Consider the following 20,992-nt stretch of genomic DNA (forward strand, 5'->3'; position numbering starts at 1 on the left):
AGGACCCAGCGTGCATGCGGCATTTTGACCACATCGACACCGCGGACCGAAAGCACCTGTTCTACCGGCAGCCTCGCCGCTTCGACCGGCACGCCGACCCCGAGGTGCTGGCAGTCGCGCTGGGCGCCACCCTCTACAGCCCGGCCACCCGTCCCACCCTCGCCGACGACGTCACCAAGGCCCACCGGCGCGGTGTGACCAGCATGGTCATCTGCCTGGAGGACTCGATCGGGGACGCCGACGTCGTCGTCGCCGAGGCCAACGCCGTCGAGCACCTGCGCCGCCTGCACGCGGCCGGAGCCGAGGCGCCGCTCCTGTTCGTCCGGGTCCGTACCCCCGAGCAGATCGGCGACCTGGCCACACGGCTCGGCGACGCCGTGGAGCTGATCAGCGGATTCGTGCTGCCGAAGTTCACCGCCGTGAACGGCGAGGCCTTCCTGGACGCGCTCGGCGAGACCGCCGAACGCACCGGCCGGCGCCTGCTGGCCATGCCCGTGATCGAGAGCCGCGAGGCGGTCTACCGCGAGACGCGCGGCGAGCTGCTCCAGGACGTGGCGCTGCTGCTGGCCAAGCACCGGGAACGCATTCTCGCCGTGCGGCTGGGCGCCACCGACATGTCCGCCGCGTACGGGCTGCGCCGGCCGCCGGACCTGACGATCTACGACATCCAGCCGGTGGCCGGTGTGATCGCCGACGTCGTCAACATCCTCGGCCGCGCCGACGGCACCGGCTTCGTGGTCACCGGTCCTGTCTGGGAGTACTTCTCGGCCGGTGAGCGCATGTTCAAGCCCCAGCTGCGGCAGTCGCCGTTCGAGGCCCAGCGGGCCGCACCGCTGCGCCAGCGGCTGATCACCTCCGACCTCGACGGGCTGATCCGCGAGGTCCACCTCGACAAGGCGAACGGCCTCACCGGCAAGACCGTGATCCATCCCAGCCATGTGGCGGCCGTGCACGCGCTCTCTGTGGTCACCCACGAGGAGTACTGCGACGCCGCCGACATCCTTGGCGTGGCAGGGGGCGGTGCGATGGCGAGCTCGTACGCCAACAAGATGAACGAGGCCGGGCCGCACCGAGCCTGGGCCGAGCGCCTCATGCTCCGCGCCCACGTTTTCGGAGTGGCGGCCGAGGACGTCACGTTCGTCGAGCTCCTTGACGCGGCGGGTGGCCGGTGAGCGCCGGTACTGAGCGCCGGACCGACGCTGAGACCTGGGCTGGAGCGTGGGTGTCGCGCCGGTTGGACGTACGCCTGGTCGACGGTGAACGCCCAGCCGGGGTCGGCCTGAGCGATCTGCTGGGCCTGGCGGTGCGGCGTAATCCGAAGCGGGCGCATCTGCTGGTGTCGGCGGTGCTCGGCAAGCACGTCCCGACCGACCCGCGGCTGGTGTACGGGTCGGGGCTGCTGCTGGGCGACCTGGTGAGGGCCCGGCTGAACGAGCAGCAGCCGGATGGTCTGAGCGAGCCGGATGGCTTGGGCAGCCCGGACGGCTTGGGCGAGCCGGGCGGCCTGAGTGAGGCGGGTGGATCGATCGGACTTGGTGGGCTGCTCGCGGAGGCGCTCAAGGGACGTCCGGGCGCTGCCGCCGCGTTGCGGGATCGGATGCGGACGCCGCGTACCCCGGTGGACGCGGTGGTGCTCGGATACGCCGAGACCGCGACCGCCCTCGGGCACTCAGTGGCCGACGCGCTCGGCGGGGCCTACTACCTGCACTCCACACGGCGCTTGGTCGACGGCTTCGCGACGTACGGCGGCTTCGAGGAGGAGCACAGCCACGCCACCAGCCACCTCCTGCTCCCGGCCGATCCCGCGGCGGCCGGGGCCGAGGTGCCGATGGTGCTGGTGGACGACGAGTTTTCGACCGGCCGCACGGTGCTCAACACGATCCGTGCGCTCCATGCCGTACGGCCGCGGCGTCACTACGTGGTCGCGGCGCTGGTGGACCTGCGCGACGACGAAGACAGGGCACGCACGCGCGAGCTTGCTGCCGAGCTCGGCGTGCGCATCGATGCCGTTGCCCTCGCGAGCGGCCGGGTCGAGCTTCCTGACGGGATTCTGGAATCCGGTCAGACCGTCGTCGCCGAGCTTGAAGCCGCTCGCGGCGAGCAGCCGGCCCGCCGGCAGGAGATGCGGCCGGTGACGCGAGTCGATGTCGAATGGCCAGCGCGTCTGCCTGACGGCGGACGGCACGGATTCACGCCCGAGCATCGGCAGCTTCTGGAGAAGAGACTGCCCGACATGGCGGCGCGCCTCGTTCCGGCGCTGGCGGGGTGCGGGCGCGTGCTGGTGCTCGGCTTCGAGGAGCTGATGTACGCCCCGCTGCGGCTGGCTGAGGCGCTCGCGGACGCCCTTCCGGACGTCGCAGTGCGGTACTCGACGACCACACGTTCGCCGGTGCTCGCCGTGGACGATCCGGGCTATGCGATCCGGAGGCGGCTGGCGTTCCCTGCACACGACAACCCGGCGGATGGGCCAGGGGAGAGGTATGCCTACAACGTCGCTGCGGGATTCGATGCTGACGCAGGGTTCGTCGGTGACGCCGAGCTCGTTGGTGACGCCGAGTTCGTTCGTGACGCTGAGCTCGATGATGGCGCTGAGCTCGCTGGTGACGCGTTCGACGCGATCGTGCTCGTCATCGACGACGTCGCTGACACGGCGGCGCTGAGAGACGGGCTGTTGGCGGAGCTGAGCGCCTTGGCGCCGGTGTCCGTCGTCGTGATTCCCGCCCTGCGGAAGGGGAAGCTGTGACCGGCGTGCTGCCTGCTCCGCTGTACGGGCCTGACTTCGGCAGTTACGCACCTGCCGATGTCGCTTGGCTGCTGAAGGACTTGTCGCACGTACGGCTGGAAGCGCCCACCGAGGAACGCGAGGCCGCGATCCAGGCCGGGCGGGCCCACTACGCCGAGTCCCTGCCGGTCGAATACCAGCCGGGTGAGGCGTACCAGCGGCTCTTCCGCGCCGCCCTCGACGCGTCGGCCGAGCGGCTCGCGTACGCGGTCGGCCTGATCTCCGAGCTGATCCTCGCCGAGCGCGGCCCGGACACCGTGCTGGCCTCGCTCGCGCGCGCCGGAACGCCGGTCGGGGTGCTCGTTCGGCGCTGGGCGCGGTTCGCGCATGGGCTCGACCTGCCGCACTACGCGGTCAGCATCGTGCGCGGACGGGGCATCGACGCCGTGGCGCTGCGCTATCTCGCCGCGCATCACGACCCGGCGACCGTGATGTTCGTGGACGGATGGACCGGCAAGGGCGCCATCACCCGGGAGCTCACCGCGGCGCTGGACGAGCACGCCGCCGCCCACCCCGGCGAGCGCTTCTCCGACCAGCTCGCGGTGCTGGCCGACCCGGCCCGGTGCACTCCGCTTTACGGGACCCGCGACGACTTCCTGATCCCGTCGGCCTGCCTCAACTCGACGGTCTCCGGGCTGGTCAGCCGTACGGTCCTGAACGACCGGCTGATCGGCCCCGATGACTTCCATGGAGCGAAGTTCTACGCCGAGCTGGCGGACTCTGACGTGTCGGAGCTGTTCCTTGACACGATCTGCGCGCGCTTCGGGGCTGTCGCCGAGCAGGTGGCCAAGGACGCACCCGATCTGCTCGCCGCCGACCGTACGCCGGACTGGTCGGGCTGGGAGGCGGTGCGCCGGGTCGGCCGGGAGCACGGCATCGCCGACCTCAACCTGATCAAGCCCGGAGTGGGAGAGACCACCCGGGTGCTGCTGCGCCGCGTTCCGTGGAAGGTCCTGGCCCGCGCCGACGCGGGTGACGACCTGAGACACATCCGCCTGCTCGCCGCCGAACGCGGCGTCCCGGTGCTGGAGGTGGAGCCGGGCGCGCTCCCGTACGCCTGCGTCGGCCTGATCCACCCCAGCTTCGGAAAGGGAGCCGTTCAGTGACCCTGCTGGTCTGCTCGGACCTCGATCGCACGTTGATCTACTCGGCCGCGGCGATGGGGCTGGCGGGGCCCGACGCGGCGCTGCCCCGGCTGCTGTGCGTGGAGCTCTACCAGGCCGCGCCCCTCTCGTTCGTCACCGAGACGGCCGCGCGCGGGCTGGAACTGCTCGCGGGCACCGCCACCCTCGTGCCGACGACGACGCGCACGCCCGAGCAGTACGCGCGGGTGCACCTCCTGGAAAAGCCGCCGGAGTACGCGATCTGCGCCAACGGCGGCCACATTCTCGTGGACGGCGTCGACGACCGCGAATGGTCCGCGCAGGTACGCGCACGCGTCGCCGAAGGCCGCGCGGGACTCGACGAGGTGCACGACCACCTCGTCCGGGTGGGCGGCGACTTCGTGCTGAAGCTGCGTACCGCCGCTGATCTCTTCGCCTACACGGTCGTCGACCGGGCGGCGCTCCCGGCCGGCTGGATCGCCGAGCTGACCGGCTGGTGCGCCGAACGCGGCTGGCGCACCTCGCTCCAGGGACGCAAGGTCTACTGCTTGCCGGAGACCCTCACCAAGGCCGACGCGGCGGCGGAGGTGGCCCGCCGGACCGGCGCCGAACTGACGCTCGCGGCCGGGGACTCGCTCCTGGACATCGAACTCCTCGAATTCGCCGACGCCGCGATCCGGCCTGCGCACGGCGAGCTGCACGACACCGGCTGGAGTTCGCCCCGTACCACCGTGACCGCCGCCCGGGGCATCGCCGCCGGTGAGGAGATCGTCGGCTGGCTGCTCGACCGCACCACCGAGACAGAGCCGCTGACAGGCCCCGTCACAGAGACGGTCACAGAGGCGTGAACAATCACGTACCAGCCGATCTCAACGAAGAGAAGCGACAGCGAATAAGGGGTCGTCGTAGCCGCTTTCTGACGTCACAATCGCGGTAATCCACGGTGCGCGACCACCCGGAGGCGCGGCATGAAGGTCGACGTCGCTGTGGGGGGCCCGGAGCTCCGGCAGATCTCCGCGCTCGCCCGGCTGGCTGAGGACATCGGGTTCGACTCCCTCTACACCGCCGAGTCCTGTCATGATCCGTTCCTGCCGCTCGGGCGGGCGGCCGAGCACACCACCCGGCTCGGGCTGGGCACGTCCATCGCGGCGGCCCTCGCCCGCAGCCCGATGACGCTCGCCCATCTCGCCAACGACCTGCAGGAGTACTCGCGCGGGCGGTTCATGCTCGGGCTCGGAGCACAGATCAGGGCGAGGCCCGCGCGGCGGTACGGCATGTCCTTCCAGCCGCCGGTGCCGCACATGCAGGAGCTGATCAGCACGATCCGCGGCATCTGGCGATCATGGCAGAACGAGACGCGGCAGAACGAGACGTGGTTCACGCCGCCGCCGCATCCGTACGGCCCACCCAAGATCTACCTCGCCGGGGTGGGGCCGCGCATGACCCAGCTCGCGGGCGAGCTCGCCGACGGGCTGATCCTGCACGGCTTCACCACCGCCGGGCACCTCCGCGAGACCACCGTTCCGGCGCTGGAACGCGGGCTGCGCCTCTCCGGCCGGTCCTGGGAGGACATCGAGGTGATCGCCCCGGCCTTCCTCGTCACCGGCGCCACCGACGAGGCGTACGAACGCTCGGAACGGCAGGCCCGGGAGACGATCGCCCTTTACGGCGCGAGCCCCGCGTACCGGCGCGTCCTGGAATCGGCGGGACGCGCCGGCCTGCAGGACGAGCTCGCGATGCTCGCCCGGCAGGGCCGCTGGCGGGAGATGCCCGGCCTCATCGACGACGAGCTGATCAGCGAGGTCGCCGTACGCGGGGAGCTGACGGAGATCCCCGAACTCCTCGTCCGGCGCTATGGAGCCCTCTGCCGCCGGGTCACCCTGATGGGACCGTTCCATCAGGATCCGGGCACCTGGGCAGGCCTCGTCGCCCGCATCCACGAGATCACCTGTGAACCGGTCCCCTCCTAGGGGTGGCCAGAACGCGAGCGAGAGGTCACCCTCAGGTTATGAGTCCCCGTCTGACCGGCGACGAAAGCGTGCTGTGGCAAGCCGCGGCACGGGTCCTCGACGCCAACTGGACCGGGGCGGCGACCGTTCCGTCCCCAGGCCTCTACCCGCACCAGTGGAGCTGGGACTCCGCGTTCATCTGCATGGGCCTGGCCCGGCACCGACGGGACCGCGCCGAGCACGAACTGACGTCCCTCTTCCGTGGCCAGTGGGGGACCGGCCTCGTGCCGCACATCGTCTTCAACACCGACCAGTCAAGGCTCGCCTACTTCCCCGGCCCCGACGTGTGGCGTTCTCACCAGCACCCCGCCGCTCCCCGCAACACTCACACCTCGGGCCTCACACACCCGCCCCTGCACGCCCTGGCCGCCCTCCGCCTCCATGAATGTGCCTCCGACGCCGAGCGCAGCCGCGACTTCCTCGCCCACATCTATCCCAAACTGGCCGCTCAGCACCGCTATCTCGCCGAGGCCCGCGACCTCGACGGCAGCGGGCTCATGGCCATCTGCCACCCCTGGGAGTCCGGCCTCGACAACAGCCCCGCCTGGGACAGGCCCCTCGGCGCCCTCCAGCTCCCGCCCACCGGCTACGCCCCCAGCAGGCTCCCGCGCAACCTTCCCACCGGCGAGGACTACGACCGCTACGTGTGGCTCGTGACCCTGCTCCGCGACGCCGGCTACCAGGATGAGTATCTCCGCGACGACCACCCGTTCGCCGTCCAGGACCCCCTGGTCAACGCCACCTACCTGGCCTCCACCCACGCCCTCGCCGAGATCGCGACGATCATCGACGCCGACGCCGCCCCCCACCGCGAGGCGGCCCAGCGCATCCACTGCGGCCTCCTGGACCGCCTCTGGGACCGCGACACCGGCTGCTTCCGCGCCCGCGACCTCCGCGACGACCGCCTGCTCCCGGTCGTCACCGTGTCGTCCTTCGGCCCCCTCCTGGACCCCGACCTGCCGCACCCTGTGATCCGCAACCTGGTCGATCTCCTGCTCTCAGCGCGCTTCGCGGGTGCCGCGGGCTATCCGGTCCCGTCGTGCGACATCCAGGCGCCGTCCTTCGACCGAGGCGGCTACTGGCGCGGCCCGACGTGGATCTGCACCAACTGGCTGCTCTGGTACGGCGCCCTCGGCCACGACCTGACCGTCATTGCGGACCTCCTCTACGGGTCCACACTCCGCCTGGTCCGCCAATCAGGTTTCCGCGAGTACTTCGACCCGTTCGACGGCACCGGCCGGGGCAGCCACGACTACAGCTGGTCGGCCGCCCTCGTGCTCGATCTTCTCGGCGCCCGCCGTGCCCCCCGCGCCGCCTGATCGCCTACGCTCGGAGCATGCGCCCGCCCGTCGATCTCGAACGCCGTGAACGCGTCCTCACCCACGCCCCCACCCGCGGCGGCTCGCACGTCGTCGCCACCACGACGGCCCTCCACATCCCCAAGATCGAGGGCGGCTTCCTGCGCATTCCCTGGGACCGCATCGACCAGGCGTCCTGGAAGAACGGACACCTCCACGTCAAAACGGCCACCGCCGAGCACCACGTCGGCCTCACCGCCCCGGGCTCGGTCCCCGAGACCGTCCGCGAACGCGTCACCGCCACGATCGCGGTCAGCCACCAGGCCAAACTGCCCCACGGCGGCAGCGTCCGGATCGCCGGTCGCCGCCCGGCCACGGGCGGCGACATCCGCTGGACGTTCGTCTTCGACGCAGGCCTCGACCCGGCTGACCCGGGCCTCCGGGCCCAGGCCGAGCAGCTCCTGGAAGACCTGCGCCGCCAGACCGGCCTCTAACTGACCGGTTCCCGCCGCGGATCCTCGAACTCAGCCGGCTCGGAATCCTTGTGCAGCTTGTTGGTGACGGCGTGCCCCGCCTTGTCGGCAAGCTCGCCGCCCTTCACCTTGGCCGCCCCAGCGAGCTCCTCGCCCTTGGCGCGCAGCACCCCGGCCGTCTCCTGGACAGTCGGGTTCTCAGCGAGCTTGCGCGAGGTCCGCTTGATCTGCTCGTACCTCTCGCGCCCGGCCCGAGTCCCGAAGACATAGCCGACGACGGCACCCGCGACGAACATTGCGCGGCGCTTCATGCCCACCCCCCAGTGGTGCGGAATCGTGCTGCCAGACATACCCAGGAACCGTGTGGCCAGTCACACCGGCACGAACAGGTCCCCGGATGCGCTAATCTAGACCCGCTGGCAGGGCGCAAGACCCCTGGCGAGCGCCAATCCCGCGTAGCTCAATCGGCAGAGCAGCCGGCTGTTAACCGGCAGGTTATTGGTTCGAGTCCAATCGCGGGAGCTTCTCTCACGCCCGCAAAGGCAAAGCTCAGGCCCCCACTCCGATCACGGAGCAGGGGCCTTCTGCGTTCCAGGCAGCCAACCCGGCGCCGTGGTGTCGGCCGTCGAGGTGGAGCGCAGCAGGACGGCCATGAGCGCCAGGCCCACGCCGATGCTCAGGGCATGCTGAACGACTGCGACCAGTGTGTATTCAGCGGTGATAAAGCCTCCGGGCTGGAGGATCACCATTGGCAACTTCCAGGCGCTCCACGCGAACAGCGAGCCTGAAGCCCCGAAGGCCAGCGCCGTCGGGATCCACAATCGCAGTCGGCGTGGCCGACGGCGGGTGAGCACCCAGATGCTCCAGACGGCGAGCAGGGCCCACAGTCCCGAACTCGCGTTCAGCAGCCGCCCGTTGAGATCCCAGCGATCGCGTGTCGGGTCGAGGCCCAGTGTCCCGCCCAGCGCCCAGTGAGACCAGAGCAGGGCCAGCCCGCCGGCCACGACCAGCGCTGCGGTGACCAGCGGTGATGGCTGAGCCTGGCCGTCCCCGACTCGGCCGAGGAAGGCCTGCGGCCATCTCTCCCTCAGGTAGATCGGCAGGGCCACGGCCAGGCCCACGGCCATTCCGGCGAAGCCGATGGTGATAAAGACCGTCTCCCAGCGCGGAGCCGCATCCGAGCCGTCGCTCCCCGGGTCGGCCCCGGACGCGCCGAGAACACTCCTGATCAGCGCGTACGGAAGCATCGGGACCAGGAAGCCCGCCCCCACCCAGGAAAAGAAGATCACCGGTACGGCGGGCAGCCGACGTCCCCATCGCTGGGCGAGCGCCAGCCCCAGCGCGACTCCGGTCACCGCCATCACCACGGTGACGGCGTTCAGCACCACCCAGTCGGCGGTGCCGAAGTCATCCGGAGCGTGCCCGAGCAGGGCCGCGACGACCCAGACGACCTTGACCACCAGGTAGAGCGCCATGCTGAGCGCCGCGGCATAGCCAGCGAGCCTGCGTATCACGCTCCAGCGCGCACCCACGCTCGCCGCCGAAAGCCCTGCCGTCACCTGTATCCACACTCTCCGCGCCAGCCGATCCCAACACCGGCCGAGCCTTCCGGAGCCGGCGACAGTGCGGGACCCCCCACGGTGGGAACCGCCGACGATCGTTTCCCCTGCGCGAGGGAAGCAAGATCATCCTCAGGTGCCATTCCCGAACGCGACGAGTTGCTGCAACTGGTTCGAGGCCTGATCTCGCGCCCCATGTGGGAGCGGGCATGATCTTGTTGTTGGTGCGGGCCTCAGACTCCCAGGGTTTTCACGGTGGGGGAGGGCGGGACTTCTTCCTTGGCGGGGTAGGTGCCTAGGGCCTTGTCGGAGATCGGCGTGATGATGCCGTACCAGTAGTTCTCGTTGCGGAAGTGGTGAAGCTGGTGGGTGCGGCGGAGCTTCTTGTAGAGGGTTGATTTCGGGGTGTAGGCGGAGTGGATCAGGAAATGGGTCCACTCGTAGGCCGTCAGGAGGGTGAACGATGTCGCTATGCCTGTGAGGGTGCGGCGGGGGTTGCGGAGGATCGCCCAGTTGGCGGCGGCCAGGCCCAGGAGTGTTGGGGGCAGGGCCGGTATGAAGAGGATTTCGGGGTTGCGCGGGTCCCTGTGATGCAGCCGGTGCTTCTTGGATGAAGGCAGTTCGTAGGACTTGCCGCGGAACGTGCGGGGGCCAAGGTGCAGGACGTTCACGTGGATCAGCCATTCGACGAACGGCTCGATGGCGACTGTCGTGACGAGGGTCGCGGTGTCGCGCTTGGTGAATTTGCCCAGGGCTAGGCGGGTGGCGATGGCCGCGGCGGTGATCGGCAGCAGCATCTTGGCGTTGGGGTAGCTCATGAAGAGGCGCGCGGCCTCGCCCAGGGTCAGGTCGCTGCGCCGGAACTCTTGGGTCTTGTTCATTGAGCCTCCTGGATCAGTGGATGAGCCACTGATCCAGTGTAGTCACCGATGAGTTTCGCGGTGATGGCCGGTCTGCAGATTTGAGAGGAAGGTGTGGAGATGGACGTCGAGACAAAGAACCTGGACATCTACGGGGACGCGGTGCTGCCGTGGAGCAGGGCACGGGACGCGATGGTGGAGGGCCTGCCATCGGCGGAGACACCGGTGTTCCTGGGAACGACCCGGCCGGACGGGCGGCCGCACTCAGCGGGCGTCGGGATGTTGTGGCTGGATGGTGAGCTCTACTTCACCAGCGGCCCCGGTGCGCGGAAGGCGCGCAACCTGGCGGCCAATCCGGCGTGCACGGTGTCGATGCGGGTGAAGGGGCTCGACCTCGTGCTTGAGGGTACGGCGTCGCGGGTCGAGGATCCGGTCTTGCTGGAGCGTGTGGCGGAACGGTACGCGGCAGGAGGATGGCCTGCGGAGTCGGACGGGGTGGGGCTCACCGCGCCGTACAGTGCGCCTAGCGCAGGGCCGCCGCCTTGGCACGTGTATCACTTCTCGCTCGATGCGGCCTTCGGGGTCGCCACGGCTGAGCCGTACGGAGCCACCCGGTGGACGTTCACAGGCCGGGACCGGTGACGGCTCGCGCGGGCGGACATGGCGTACGCGTCCGCCCGCGTTGCGGAATCGGCTCCGAACTGCGCATGCGCATTCCGGCAATACAGCAGCCGCGCCAAGAACCTGGCAATTCGCCGGTTGGCGGTGTCCACGTCCGGTGGTCCAATAGCGTGTCCTCGTTCGGGGGCCAGAACGCATACGCCGGGTGATCATCTTTTGGACGCCTGCTGGTCGCCTGAGGGCTTTGTGCTCCATGGAGGCTCCTCGCGCATCCTTCGCTCCCCTCAGGAGGTCCCATGCTGCGCAGAGCATTCCGCGGGCTCTTCCTCGCCGCCACTGCCGGAGTCCTCGCCACCGCGTTCCAAGCACCTGCACATGCCGTTCCGACGCCGCCGCCCGGGCCGCAGACCGACCCGCTGCCGCGCCACCTGGTGTCGAAGCTCGCGACGCCGCCCGCCAAGGCCAGCGGTACCGCGTGGGGCTGGGTCGTCGGGGGCGACCAGGGCGCGCACAAGATCTGGGTGCTGGACGCCGGGCGGCGCGACTGGACAGCTGATCCCCGTGCGGTGAAGTGGTCGTGGGCGCCGACCGCCGAGGCCGGGTTCGGGGACGTGCTGGCAGGGTGGGGAGCGGTCTCGGACGTGCGGGTCCGTACGGCGGGGCACAAGGCCTACGTGCTCGCCGGAGACTCATGGGGCTACATCGGCGCGGTCGAGTTCCCCTCGGGCGAGCGGCTCTGGGCGGTCGACGCCGGGCGGCCGAGCAACGTCCACGCCGCGGAACTGCTGCCCGACGGCAACATCGCCGCGGCCGCCAGCACCGGCGGGTGGGTGCGGGTCTACGCCGCCTCGCAGGGACCAGCGGACACCACGTACACAGAGTTCAAGCTGAAGGGCGGCCACGGCGTGCTGTGGGACCCGCGGCGCAAGGTGCTGTGGGCGATCGGTGACGACGACCTCGTGGAGTTGAAGGTCGGCGGCACGGCGAGCACACCCACCTTGAGTGAGATACGGCGTGTGGCACTGCCCACGCAGGGCGGCCACGACCTGGCGCCGGTGTACGCCGACCGAGGGCGTCTCTGGATCACGACCAACTACGGCGTCTACCAGTTCGACAAGCGCCACGGCACGTTCGAGACCGACTACCGCTATGCGTCCAGCGTGAACCTGCCCATCGTCAAGGCCGTGGGCGACAACCCGTTCACCAGGCAGGTGCTGCTCACGCGACCCATGAAGGGCTGCGCGACGACCTGGTGTACCGACACCGCGGAGTTCTTCGGCCGCAATTCCTGGAACGCCACTCGGACGCTCACCGGCGCGCAGTTCTACAAGGCCCGCTGGTTCGCTCCTCGCTACCAGTGAGCGCTGCCAGCGCCTCAGTCTTCGGACGTGTGCGGGTCCTGGCCGGTGAGGGCTTCGGCGAGGAGTTGTTCCTCGTCGGAGCCCCTGCGCCAGTAACCCATGAACTCCACGCGCTTGCGGTCGTAGCCGCGCTCGTTCACCAGATGGCGGCGCAGGGCGCGGATCGTGCCCGCCTCACCCGCGATCCAGGCGTACGGCGTGCCGTCCTCGGGGAGATCGGCACTCCGTACCGCGTCGAGCAGGCCGCCGGCCGGCAACCAGGTGATCTCGGCGTCGGCCACCGTGGGCAGGTCCTGGCGGTCGTCCGGGTGCGGGATCTCGATCCAGACCTTGGCGCGGGCGCCCGCCGGGAGCCAGTCGAGGATCCCGCCGATCGCAGGCAGTGCCGTGGTGTCGCCCGCGAGCAGGAACCAGTCCGTCCCGGCTGGCGGCTCGAACTCCACGCCGCCGTTGTCGGGCACCGTCGGGCCCAGCACGACGAGGCGGTCACCTGGCCGCGCGGCGACGGCCCAACGCGCGGCCGGGCCGTCGCCCCCGCCCGCGCCCCCGCCGTCGTCCTGCCCGCCGCCGTGCAGCGCGAAGTCGACGACCACCTCTCCCTCGTGCCGGCTTCGGACGGTGTACGTACGCATGACACCCCGCACGCCCGGGTCGAGGGCCCGCCACTCGGCGAACCAGTCCTCGCTCCGGGGCACCAGGGGAACGTCCTGCCCGGGATGTGGCAGGAAGAGCTTGAAGCGCTGGTCACGTCCACCCGAGACGAAGCCGTCATCAGCGCCGAGGACGACGCGCATCATGTTCGGGGTGAGCCGTTCGGTCCGCACGACACTCAGATCGAAGAACCGGAACGGCGCTGCAGCCGCCGCCATCAGGAGACCTTCTTCACGGTCTGCAGAGTCTTGGCGAGCTCTTCGAGGATCGGCGCGCAGCCCGCGTACGAGAACCGGGGCTCGGGCTGCCAGGGCAGGACCTGGTTCGCCTTGACCGCAGGGAGGTCCTTCCAGGAGGGCTTGGAACCGAGGTCCTTGGGCTGGAGGGCCTGCGTACGGCTGTCGAGCAGCAGCAGATCGGCCTTGTACTTGTCGGCGTTCTCCCAGCTGAGGCCCTCGAAGTAGTCGTCCTTGTCGAGCTTGTTCGGGACGATGATGTCGACGCCGAGTTCCTTGAAGTACATGAGGTCGCTGTTCTTGCCCGGGTTGGACGCGTAGAACAGGTCCGGGCTGGCCGAGCACGCCAGCACCTTGAGACCGCCGGCGCGAGCGGCCGCAGCCTTGGCGGCCTGGCGGACGCTCTCGGCGGCCTTCTCGAAGCGGGTCTTGGCGGCGGTGACCTGCGCGGAGTTGAGGTCGGCGCCGAGTGACGCGGCCAGCTGGGCATAGCGCTCGATGGGCGTGGGCAGCGGGAGGGCGCCGGTGGAGATGGCGACCTGCGGTGCGAGGCCGAGGATCTTGTCCTTGCTCTCCGGCGGCACGTAGAAGATGTCGTTGGCGACGAACATGTGGCCGACGAGGACTTCCGGACGCAACGAGGCGTACTTCTCGATGTTGAACTCGCCGTACGCGTTGCCGATGATCGTGACCTTGTTCACGTCGAGCTCGCCGGCCTGCGGGTCGCGGCTGCCGTCCTTGAGCTTGGTCGGGCCGAACACGCCCTTGACCCGGTCGGCCACCCCGTAGTCCTGGAGGATCGCCGCAGCGCCGACGTAGGCGACGATGCGCGTGGGCTTGGCGGGCAGGGAGACCGGTTTCTTGCGGTCGTCGGTGAACGTCCAGGCACCGCCGCCACTCGCCTTGGCAGAGCCCGAGCCGTCGTCACCGCCGCACGCGGTCAGGAGCGCCCCGAGAGCGGTGGCGCCACCCGCGGCGAGGAAGCCCCGGCGAGAGAACTGGATGGCTCGGCTGTCTGACATCGTGTTTTAAGCTCCAATGCGTGCGGGGTCACTGATCGCCCGATTCGGGGACTTAGGTTAACCTAACCTAACAAGTTGTCCAGTCCCGGTGGATCCGCCTCCCCCGGCCTGTCCGAAAGCCCCCGCAGGTGACCCTTACGAAAGCCCCTCCGCCACCAGGCGCGCCCGCCGACCGGCCGCCGAAGGGCAGCAGTCGCTACGCGGCACGCACCGCCGGACTCCTCGGCGCGCTGCTCGCCCTCCTCGCCGTCCTCGCGCTCAGCCTTGCTGTCGGCGCCAAGCCGCTCTCGCTGAACGAGGTGTGGCAGGGACTCGTCGACAGCGGTTCACCCGGCTACACGGTCGTGCACGAGATGCGGCTCCCGCGCACCCTGCTCGGGCTCCTCGTCGGAGCCGCGCTCGGCCTCTCCGGTGCCGTGATGCAGTCGGCCACCCGCAACCCGCTCGGCGACCCGGGACTGCTCGGCATCAACGCGGGCGCGGCGGCGGCCGTCGTCTCGGCGATCTCGTTCCTCGGGCTGAGTTCGTTCCTCGGGTACGTGTGGTTCGCGTTCGCGGGGGCCGCGGCCGTCTCGGTCGCCGTCTACGCGATCGGCGGCGGGCGCACCGCCACGCCGGCCAGGCTCGCCCTCGCGGGCGCGGCCCTCAACGCCGCGCTGTTCTCCTACGTGAACGCGGTGATGTTGCTCGACACCGCAGCCCTGGACAGGATGCGCTTCTGGACGGTCGGCTCGCTGGCCACCGCTCACCCCGACACCGTCGAACGTGTCCTGCCGTTCGTCGTCGCCGGGCTCGTCCTGTCGCTGGTGCTCGCGCGGCCGCTCAACGCGGTGGCGATGGGCGACGACTCCGCCCGCGCGCTCGGCGCCGACCCGGCCCGCACCCGCGCGGCCGCGATCGTCGCCGTGACGCTGCTGTGCGGCGCGGCGACCGCGGCCTGCGGGCCGATCGTGTTCGTCGGGCTGATGGTGCCGCATCTCGTCCGTGCCCTGACCGGGCCTGACCTGCGCTGGATGCTCCCTTACTGCGCGTTGCTGTCACCCGCGCTGATGTTGGGCGCGGACGTCATCGGCCGTGTCATCGCGCGACCCTCCGAGGTGCAGGTCGGTGTCGTCACGGTCGTGCTCGGCGGCCCGTTCTTCCTCTACTTCGTCCGGCGCCGCAGGACGGTGTCGTCGTGAAGGGCCTCGCGAACGGCCCGGTGAAGGCCCCGGTGAAAGGCGTCGCGAAGCAGACCTTCCGCTCGGGGCTCGTCCGCACCCCCGGCGGCCTTTCGCTGCGCTTCCAGCCGCGAGCCATCGTCGTCACGGCTGCGTGCCTGCTCGTCGCGTTCGGCGTCGCCGTGCTCGTCATCGGCAGCGGCGACTTCCAGCTGAGCCCGGGGCAGGTCGTCCGTACGCTCCTCGGAAACGGCCACCCGGCCGACTCGTTCATCGTCAACGAGGTGCGCCTGCCCCGGGCCGTCACCGGCCTGGCCGTGGGTGCCGCGCTCGGCATGGCAGGGGCCATCTTCCAGTCGCTCTCGCGCAACCCGCTCGGCAGCCCCGACCTGCTGGGCTTCACCCAGGGCGCCGCAACCGGCGTGCTCACCGCGATCGTGCTGTTCGGCGCCGGGAGCCTGGCGGCTGCGGGCGGCGCCGTCGCGGGCGGCGTGGTCACCGGCCTGCTGATCCTCATGCTCACCGGGCGGCGCGGCACGCACGGGCAGCGGCTGATCCTGGTCGGCATCGGCGTCGCCGCGATCCTGACCGGCGTGAACGGCTACCTCATCACCAAGGCCGAGCTCACCGAGGCGGCACGGGCGGTGCTCTGGCTCACCGGCAGCCTGGACGGCCGCGACTGGGCGGACGCGACGCCGGTGCTGATCGCGCTCGCGGTGCTGATGCCGCTGGTCATGATCGGCTGCGGCCGTCAGCTGCGGATGCTGGAGATGGGCGACGACGCCGCGCACGGCCTGGGTGTACGGATCGAACGGGTCCGGCTCGTGCTCCTCGCGGCGGCGGTGCTGCTCGCCGCGTTCGCGGCGGCCGCGGCGGGGCCGGTCAACTTCGTGGCCCTCACCGCGCCGCAGCTCGCCCGGCGGCTCACCCGCACGCCCGGCCCCAATCTGCTGCCCGCCGCGTGCCTGGGCGCGGCGATGCTCGTCGCCGCCGACTTCGCCGGGCAGCGGCTCTTTCCCGGCCACCAGCTCCCGGTCGGCGTGGTGACCGGCCTGCTCGGCGGCGGATACCTGGTGTGGCTGCTGGCCACTGAACGCAAGACGGGGCGGATATGACGCAGGGGACCGGCAGGAAACACGGGGCGACTCCGCGGGACGCGCGGCTGATCGGCGAAGGCCTCACATTGGCCTACGACAAGAGGGTCATCGCCGAAGACCTCGACGTCGCGGTGCCGGACGGCTCGTTCACGGTGATCGTCGGACCGAACGCGTGCGGCAAGTCGACGCTGCTGCGCGCTCTCGCCCGGATCCTCAAGCCGGCCGCGGGATCGGTGGTCCTGGACGGTGAACGCATCGGCGCGTGGCCCGCCAAGAAGCTGGCCCGCACGCTCGGATTGTTGCCGCAGTCGTCGATCGCCCCCGATGGGATCACGGTCGCCGACCTGGTGGCGCGCGGTCGCTATCCGCACCAGGGCCTGCTGCGGCAGTGGTCGCGGGAGGATGAGCGGGTCGTCCTGGAGTCGATGGAGGCCACCGGCGTCGCCGACCTCGCCGACCGTTACGTGGACGAGCTGTCGGGCGGGCAGCGCCAGCGCGTCTGGATCGCGATGGCGCTCGCGCAGCAGACCCCGCTGCTGCTCCTGGACGAGCCGACCACCTATCTCGACATCGCCCACCAGATCGAGATCCTCGACCTGTGCGCGCGGCTGCACGAGGAGGGCCGCACCGTCGTTGCCGTGCTCCACGAGCTGAACCACGCCGCCCGGTACGCCACGCACCTCATCGCCATGCGGGAGGGGCGGATCGTCGCAGAGGGCGACCCGAACGACATCGTCACGGCGGCGCTGGTGGAGAACGTCTTCGGCCTGCCATGCCGCGTCATCGACTGCCCGGAGACCGGCACGCCGCTGGTGGTCCCCGCGGCCCCCCGAGCCCGCGTCCAAGCCTGACCACGGCCTGAGCCCGTCGGCGCCAGAGGTCCTCCCGGCTAGGTCCTGGTATCGAACTCGGCGAAGGCCGGCTTGGCGAGCATGTGGGCGTGTTCGCGTGGGGTCCAGGGCCAGAGCTCGGGGAGACCGTCCTTGCCGAGGTACCAGCTGGAGCAGCCGCTGGTCCAGATCGTCCGGGGGAGGGCCTTGCGCATGGCCTCGTTGTAGGCGGCGGTGGCCTCGGGTTTGGGTGCCATGGCGGTGACGAGCCCGGCGCGGTGACGGCGGATCCAGCCGGTGATGTAGGCGGCCTGGGCCTCGGCGATCGCGACCAGGGAGTAGTTGCCGATCGGGCTGTGCGGACCCATCAGGAAGAAGAGGTTGGGGAAGCCCGGCATGGCCACGGTGCGGTATGCGTGCGGACCGTCCTGCCAGGCTTCGTCCAGAGTCCGCCCGTCGGGCGCGACCAGCTCCATCGGCCGGACGTACGCGTGGGCGTCGAAGCCCGTCGCCAGGACGAGGACGTCGATCTCGTGCAGGCGGCCGTCCCCGGTCACGATGCCGTGCGGTTCGACGTGCGAGATCGCGTCGGTGACCAGCTCGACGTCATCGCGCTGAACCGCGTCGTAGAAGCCGCCGGACGCGATGAGGCGCTTGCACATCGGCTGGTCCGGCGGGGTCAGCTTGCGGCGCAGTTCGGGGTCGGCGACCTTCTCCAGATTGCGGCGGCAGAGTGCGCCGATCACGTTGCGCTGCCAGCCGGGCCTGATGATGGCCTCGGACAGGACCTTGCTGATGACGAACTCGTGCCAGCGGTAACCGAGGCGGTCGAGCACGGGCAGCCGGCGGTGCGCGGCCCTGGTGAGGCGTCCGTACGGCCGGTTGCGCGCGGGCAGGATCCACTGGGCGGTGCGCTGGAAGAGCAGCAGGCGGCTCGCCGTCCCCGCGAGGTCGGTGGTGATCTGCACGCCCGTCGAGCCGGTGCCGATCACGGCGATCCGGCGGCTCTGGAGCGGGACGCCGTGGTCCCAGCGGGCGGAGTGGAAGGCCGCCCCCTTGAACGTGTCGAGCCCGGGAATGCGGGGGATTCGCGGATGGTGGAGCACGCCGGTCGCGGTCACCAGGAAGTCGGCCTCGTCCCGGACCCCGGTCGAGGTCTCGATCTGCCAGCGTTCACCGGTGTGGCGGGCGGCGGTGACCTCGGCACCGAAGACGATGTGCTCGCGGACGCCGTAACGGTCGGCGATTCGGTCGAGGTACGCCCAGATCTCCGCGCCGGGGGAGTAGAGGTGCGTCCAGTCGGGGTTGGTGGCGAACGAGAACTGGTAGAAGCGGGACGGCACGTCGCAGGTCAGCCCGGGATAGGTGTTGTCCCGCCAGGTCCCGCCCACCGCGCCGGCCTTCTCGTAGATCGTGAAGTCGTGGACGCCCGCCTGCCTGAGTGCGATCGCCATGCAGAGCCCCGACATGCCCGCCCCGACGATGACCACCCGCGGATCAGCCATGCGAATAAGTAAACACTGACACCGCGCGGCCGAAAAGGACTCGTCGAACCGGGCGAGTCGACAAGGCTGCGTCAGACGGGGCGGGTTCGACAGGGCCGCGTCGACGGGGCGGCGTCAGACAGGGCCGTGTCGGACAGGGCCGTGTCGGACAGGGCCCTTTTAGGAGGGGCGGTTGTGGCCTGCGTCGGTGTCCATGCGGGTCCAGGCGGCTTCCCACTGGGCGTCGCGGACGCGGTCGAAGCGTCGCCGGAGCAGGCCGTACACGGCCAGGATGGGGATGCCCACGGCGGTGGTGGCGGCGAACGCGGCGTAGGCGGCATCGGTGACCGTCCGGCTGTGCGGTCGTGGCCGGATCGCGATCGCGCCCTTGTCGTCGACCCAGACCAGCTTCGTCGCGCCGGGCTTGGCGCCCTTCCAACTCGGCAACGAGCCGGTGTGCGCCCTGCCGTCAGGGCCGGTCCACCTGGCCTGCACGGTCTCATGGACGTAGCGGTCGCCCGTGGTGCCGACTCCGCCGGTCGACACGATCGTCGCGCGGACCTGCCGGCGCTCCGCCTGCTCGGCGCGTTCCGCCCGCATGCCCGAGTCGTACGACCAGTTCGCGCACCAGGCTGCGGCGGGCGGCGTGACCAGCAGGAAGAGGGCGAGGAGTCCCAGCGCCGCCAGCCGCTGGACACGATCTATTCGACGGCGAAGGTCGTTGCGTTCCAGCCCCAGCCGTCGCCATAGCCGCCGCATGGGCGAGCATCCGTAACGGGCGCCGGGCCTGCGCATCTCGTCACCTCCCCGGGGAGCGCGCTCCCGGTAAGAGGCCTTTAGCCACTCTTTCCCAGGATATTCCCGAGACGGGTGATCAGCACAGGCCCGGCGGGGCTTTTTACCCCCTCCTGAGCGGGCGTTGAGCGTCAGCGCTTGGCGGCCTCTGCGAGCAGCTCGTTGAAGCCGCCGAGCATGCCCTTGGAGAGAACGTCCAGATCGGGCATCGCGTCGAAGTCGCCCGTGATGCCGAAGTGGAGCTGCCCGCAGTAGGACACGATCGCCGTCGCCACCCGGATACCGCCGGTCAGTGGCACATACGGATGCATCTCCAGCACCCTGCGGCCCATCACGTACAGCGGGAAGTTCGGGCCAGGCACATTCGTGGTGACGGTCTGGACGAGATCCTGGTGCAATCGCACCGGGAGGCGCGCGGCCAGCGAGAGCAACGCGGGCGCCACCGCCGTGTCGGTCAGCCGGCTCAGCGCCTTCGTCCCGGCGGCCTGGTTGCTGCCCTTGACGTCGTCGGTCTGCTCGCGGACGCGCCGCAGGCGTTCGAGCGGGTCGTCGACGCCGACCGGCAGGTTGACGAAGACCGCGGCGACGCGGTTGTTGAGCTCGCCCCCCTCGTCCTTGGCACGGACCGACACCGGGACTGCCGACCGCACGCAGGTGTCGTACGTGAGCTCGCCCCGGGCGTTCAGCAGGTCGCGGTATCCGGCGGTGACGGTGGCCAGCACGATGTCGTTGACGGTGCCGCCGAGGGCCTTGCGGACCCTCTTGACGTCGTCGAGCGCCATCTGCTGCCAGCACCAGCGCCGGTGCGGCCCGATCGGCCCGTTGAGCGACCCCGCGGAGGGGTGGATGAAGCGCGCCGTGGCACGGCTGAGGCCGAGGGCGAAGTCGCGCAGCTCGCGGCTCGGCCGGGGCGGGCTGAGCTGGCCGAGCCCGCCGTCGAGCACGCGGATCACGCTGTCGAGGCCCGGCGTGGCGGGCAGGCCGAGGCTGCGCGCGACGTCGCGGGTCAGGCCGAGCGGCTGGGTCACGGCGCGCTGGGCGGAGTCGCGCAGCAGGGCCAGGGCGGACGGCTCGGGCTCGGGCACCCACTCCTCGGGTTCACCCGGCGGCTCGTAGTCGGGGGACATGTCGAACATCACGGTCGCCAGGTCCATGCCGGCGACCCCGTCCACCATGCAGTGGTGGACCTTGGCGATCATCGCCCAGCGGCCCTCGGTCAGCCCCTCCACCAGCCAGATCTCCCAGAGCGGCTTGTCGGGGTCGAGTCGCTGGGCGAGCACGCGGCCCGCGAGGTTCCGCAGTTGCTCGTCGTTGCCCGGCGCGGGGAGGGCCGTGTGGCGGACGTGGTAGAGCACCTGGAAATGCGGGTCGTCGGTCCAGACGGGCCTGCCGAGGTGCAACGGAACCGAGCGCACGCGCTGGCGATAGCGTGGCACGAGCGGAAGCTTGGCGACGATCGCCCGGATCAGATCGCCGTACGAGGGCACGGGCCCCTCGAACACGATCACCGATGCCACGTGCAGGGGGGTGTTCTCGTCTTCCAGGAGGTAGAAGCTGGCGTCCAGTCCGCTCATCCGATGCACGGCCTCACCGTCTCTCTGCCGCCGGGTCGGGGGAAGGGTGACGCTCGGGGGTCGGGGGCGGCGATCCA

20 protein-coding genes and 1 tRNA gene are annotated in these 20,992 nt (G+C 70.5%); 13 read left to right on the top strand and 8 right to left on the bottom strand.

Going from position 1 to position 20,992, the window contains the following annotated elements; all coding sequences use genetic code 11:
• The first annotated feature begins 14 nt into the window (after positions 1-14).
• The 7 genes from ACH34W_RS04825 to ACH34W_RS04855 all read left to right on the top strand — a co-directional run bounded on the left by ACH34W_RS04825 (position 15) and on the right by ACH34W_RS04855 (position 7,686).
• Complete coding sequence (locus tag ACH34W_RS04825; RefSeq protein ID WP_395959467.1) at positions 15-1,172, top strand: HpcH/HpaI aldolase/citrate lyase family protein; 1,158 nt, start codon at positions 15-17, stop codon at positions 1,170-1,172.
• Positions 1,173-1,222: 50 nt separating this feature from the next.
• On the top strand, positions 1,223-2,743 hold the full coding sequence (locus tag ACH34W_RS04830) for a phosphoribosyltransferase family protein (protein WP_395959468.1): 1,521 nt from the start codon (positions 1,223-1,225) through the stop codon (positions 2,741-2,743).
• Positions 2,740-3,888, top strand: coding sequence for a cysteine protease StiP family protein (locus tag ACH34W_RS04835; RefSeq protein WP_395959469.1), 1,149 nt, complete (start codon positions 2,740-2,742; stop codon positions 3,886-3,888). The genes ACH34W_RS04830 and ACH34W_RS04835 overlap by 4 nt, the downstream gene beginning before the upstream one ends.
• On the top strand, positions 3,885-4,733 hold the full coding sequence (locus ACH34W_RS04840) for an HAD family hydrolase (protein ID WP_395959470.1): 849 nt from the start codon (positions 3,885-3,887) through the stop codon (positions 4,731-4,733). Before ACH34W_RS04835 ends, ACH34W_RS04840 begins: the two co-directional genes overlap by 4 nt.
• Before the next feature lie 120 nt (positions 4,734-4,853).
• Positions 4,854-5,855, top strand: coding sequence for a TIGR03617 family F420-dependent LLM class oxidoreductase (locus ACH34W_RS04845; protein WP_395959471.1), 1,002 nt, complete (start codon positions 4,854-4,856; stop codon positions 5,853-5,855).
• A gap of 38 nt (positions 5,856-5,893) precedes the next feature.
• On the top strand, positions 5,894-7,213 hold the full coding sequence (locus ACH34W_RS04850; protein ID WP_395959472.1) for an MGH1-like glycoside hydrolase domain-containing protein: 1,320 nt from the start codon (positions 5,894-5,896) through the stop codon (positions 7,211-7,213).
• Positions 7,214-7,230: 17 nt separating this feature from the next.
• Positions 7,231-7,686, top strand: coding sequence for a hypothetical protein (locus ACH34W_RS04855; protein WP_395959473.1), 456 nt, complete (start codon positions 7,231-7,233; stop codon positions 7,684-7,686).
• Here the strand turns inward: ACH34W_RS04855 and ACH34W_RS04860 are convergent.
• Complete coding sequence (locus ACH34W_RS04860; protein ID WP_395959474.1) at positions 7,683-7,976, bottom strand: YtxH domain-containing protein; 294 nt, start codon at positions 7,974-7,976, stop codon at positions 7,683-7,685. The genes ACH34W_RS04855 and ACH34W_RS04860 overlap by 4 nt on opposite strands.
• Positions 7,977-8,114: 138 nt before the next feature.
• Here ACH34W_RS04860 and ACH34W_RS04865 point away from each other — a divergent pair.
• Positions 8,115-8,187 (top strand) — tRNA-Asn (locus tag ACH34W_RS04865).
• 44 nt (positions 8,188-8,231) lie between these two features.
• Here ACH34W_RS04865 and ACH34W_RS04870 read toward each other — a convergent pair.
• Both ACH34W_RS04870 and ACH34W_RS04875 read right to left on the bottom strand, forming a co-directional pair.
• Positions 8,232-9,224: a hypothetical protein gene (locus tag ACH34W_RS04870; protein ID WP_395959475.1), complete on the bottom strand. Its 993-nt coding sequence runs from the start codon at positions 9,222-9,224 to the stop codon at positions 8,232-8,234.
• 233 nt (positions 9,225-9,457) lie between these two features.
• A complete protein-coding gene (locus ACH34W_RS04875) occupies positions 9,458-10,105 on the bottom strand; it encodes a sterol desaturase family protein (protein WP_395959476.1) in 648 nt (215 codons plus the stop codon).
• A 99-nt stretch (positions 10,106-10,204) separates the two neighbouring features.
• On the opposite strand from ACH34W_RS04875, the gene ACH34W_RS04880 reads away from it, so the two are divergent.
• Together ACH34W_RS04880 and ACH34W_RS04885 are read left to right on the top strand one after the other, a co-directional pair.
• On the top strand, positions 10,205-10,726 hold the full coding sequence (locus ACH34W_RS04880) for a pyridoxamine 5'-phosphate oxidase family protein (protein ID WP_395959477.1): 522 nt from the start codon (positions 10,205-10,207) through the stop codon (positions 10,724-10,726).
• 275 nt (positions 10,727-11,001) lie between these two features.
• On the top strand, positions 11,002-12,066 hold the full coding sequence (locus ACH34W_RS04885) for a DUF6528 family protein (protein WP_395959478.1): 1,065 nt from the start codon (positions 11,002-11,004) through the stop codon (positions 12,064-12,066).
• A 14-nt stretch (positions 12,067-12,080) separates the two neighbouring features.
• On the opposite strand, the gene ACH34W_RS04890 is transcribed toward ACH34W_RS04885, so the two are convergent.
• Together ACH34W_RS04890 and ACH34W_RS04895 are read right to left on the bottom strand one after the other, a co-directional pair.
• Positions 12,081-12,935 carry a siderophore-interacting protein gene (locus tag ACH34W_RS04890; protein ID WP_395959479.1) on the bottom strand — a complete coding sequence of 285 codons (855 nt, stop codon included), beginning with the start codon at positions 12,933-12,935 and terminating at the stop codon, positions 12,081-12,083.
• Complete coding sequence (locus tag ACH34W_RS04895; RefSeq protein ID WP_395959480.1) at positions 12,935-13,975, bottom strand: ABC transporter substrate-binding protein; 1,041 nt, start codon at positions 13,973-13,975, stop codon at positions 12,935-12,937. Before ACH34W_RS04895 ends, ACH34W_RS04890 begins: the two co-directional genes overlap by 1 nt.
• Positions 13,976-14,103: 128 nt before the next feature.
• Between ACH34W_RS04895 and ACH34W_RS04900 the strand changes: the two genes are divergently transcribed.
• Genes ACH34W_RS04900 through ACH34W_RS04910 form a run of 3 tightly spaced genes read left to right on the top strand, consistent with a single transcriptional unit; the run spans position 14,104 to position 17,083 of the window.
• Positions 14,104-15,156: a FecCD family ABC transporter permease gene (locus ACH34W_RS04900; RefSeq protein ID WP_395959481.1), complete on the top strand. Its 1,053-nt coding sequence runs from the start codon at positions 14,104-14,106 to the stop codon at positions 15,154-15,156.
• The gene (locus tag ACH34W_RS04905; protein WP_395959482.1) at positions 15,153-16,250 is read left to right on the top strand and encodes a FecCD family ABC transporter permease; all 1,098 of its coding nucleotides are present in this window, start codon (positions 15,153-15,155) and stop codon (positions 16,248-16,250) included. The genes ACH34W_RS04900 and ACH34W_RS04905 overlap by 4 nt, the downstream gene beginning before the upstream one ends.
• Positions 16,247-17,083, top strand: a complete 837-nt coding sequence (locus tag ACH34W_RS04910) for an ABC transporter ATP-binding protein (protein ID WP_395959483.1) — start codon at positions 16,247-16,249, stop codon at positions 17,081-17,083. Before ACH34W_RS04905 ends, ACH34W_RS04910 begins: the two co-directional genes overlap by 4 nt.
• 38 nt (positions 17,084-17,121) lie before the next feature.
• Here ACH34W_RS04910 and ACH34W_RS04915 read toward each other — a convergent pair whose 3' ends face one another.
• The 3 genes from ACH34W_RS04915 to ACH34W_RS04925 all read right to left on the bottom strand — a co-directional run bounded on the left by ACH34W_RS04915 (position 17,122) and on the right by ACH34W_RS04925 (position 20,915).
• Complete coding sequence (locus ACH34W_RS04915) at positions 17,122-18,567, bottom strand: flavin-containing monooxygenase (protein WP_395959484.1); 1,446 nt, start codon at positions 18,565-18,567, stop codon at positions 17,122-17,124.
• Positions 18,568-18,726: 159 nt separating this feature from the next.
• Positions 18,727-19,341 carry a hypothetical protein gene (locus ACH34W_RS04920; RefSeq protein WP_395959485.1) on the bottom strand — a complete coding sequence of 205 codons (615 nt, stop codon included), beginning with the start codon at positions 19,339-19,341 and terminating at the stop codon, positions 18,727-18,729.
• Between the two features lie 131 nt (positions 19,342-19,472).
• Entirely contained in the window at positions 19,473-20,915 is a 1,443-nt protein-coding gene (locus ACH34W_RS04925; RefSeq protein ID WP_395959486.1) for a wax ester/triacylglycerol synthase family O-acyltransferase, read from the bottom strand.
• Positions 20,916-20,992 lie beyond the last annotated feature (77 nt).

Source organism: Actinomadura sp. 6N118, assembly GCF_044326415.1.
Lineage (GTDB): Bacteria > Actinomycetota > Actinomycetes > Streptosporangiales > Streptosporangiaceae > Spirillospora.

Bases quoted from the DNA above. Each gene is read 5' to 3' on its own strand.
- ACH34W_RS04825 (WP_395959467.1), top strand. From the start codon at position 15: ATGCGGCATTTTGACCACATCGACACCGCGGACCGAAAGCACCTGTTC.
- ACH34W_RS04845 (WP_395959471.1), top strand. From the start codon at position 4,854: ATGAAGGTCGACGTCGCTGTGGGGGGCCCGGAGCTCCGGCAGATCTCC.
- ACH34W_RS04850 (WP_395959472.1), top strand. From the start codon at position 5,894: ATGAGTCCCCGTCTGACCGGCGACGAAAGCGTGCTGTGGCAAGCCGCG.
- ACH34W_RS04855 (WP_395959473.1), top strand. From the start codon at position 7,231: ATGCGCCCGCCCGTCGATCTCGAACGCCGTGAACGCGTCCTCACCCAC.
- ACH34W_RS04860 (WP_395959474.1), bottom strand. From the start codon at position 7,976: ATGAAGCGCCGCGCAATGTTCGTCGCGGGTGCCGTCGTCGGCTATGTC.
- ACH34W_RS04875 (WP_395959476.1), bottom strand. From the start codon at position 10,105: ATGAACAAGACCCAAGAGTTCCGGCGCAGCGACCTGACCCTGGGCGAG.
- ACH34W_RS04880 (WP_395959477.1), top strand. From the start codon at position 10,205: ATGGACGTCGAGACAAAGAACCTGGACATCTACGGGGACGCGGTGCTG.
- ACH34W_RS04885 (WP_395959478.1), top strand. From the start codon at position 11,002: ATGCTGCGCAGAGCATTCCGCGGGCTCTTCCTCGCCGCCACTGCCGGA.
- ACH34W_RS04890 (WP_395959479.1), bottom strand. From the start codon at position 12,935: ATGGCGGCGGCTGCAGCGCCGTTCCGGTTCTTCGATCTGAGTGTCGTG.
- ACH34W_RS04895 (WP_395959480.1), bottom strand. From the start codon at position 13,975: ATGTCAGACAGCCGAGCCATCCAGTTCTCTCGCCGGGGCTTCCTCGCC.
- ACH34W_RS04910 (WP_395959483.1), top strand. From the start codon at position 16,247: ATGACGCAGGGGACCGGCAGGAAACACGGGGCGACTCCGCGGGACGCG.
- ACH34W_RS04915 (WP_395959484.1), bottom strand. From the start codon at position 18,567: ATGGCTGATCCGCGGGTGGTCATCGTCGGGGCGGGCATGTCGGGGCTC.
- ACH34W_RS04920 (WP_395959485.1), bottom strand. From the start codon at position 19,341: ATGCGCAGGCCCGGCGCCCGTTACGGATGCTCGCCCATGCGGCGGCTA.
- ACH34W_RS04925 (WP_395959486.1), bottom strand. From the start codon at position 20,915: ATGAGCGGACTGGACGCCAGCTTCTACCTCCTGGAAGACGAGAACACC.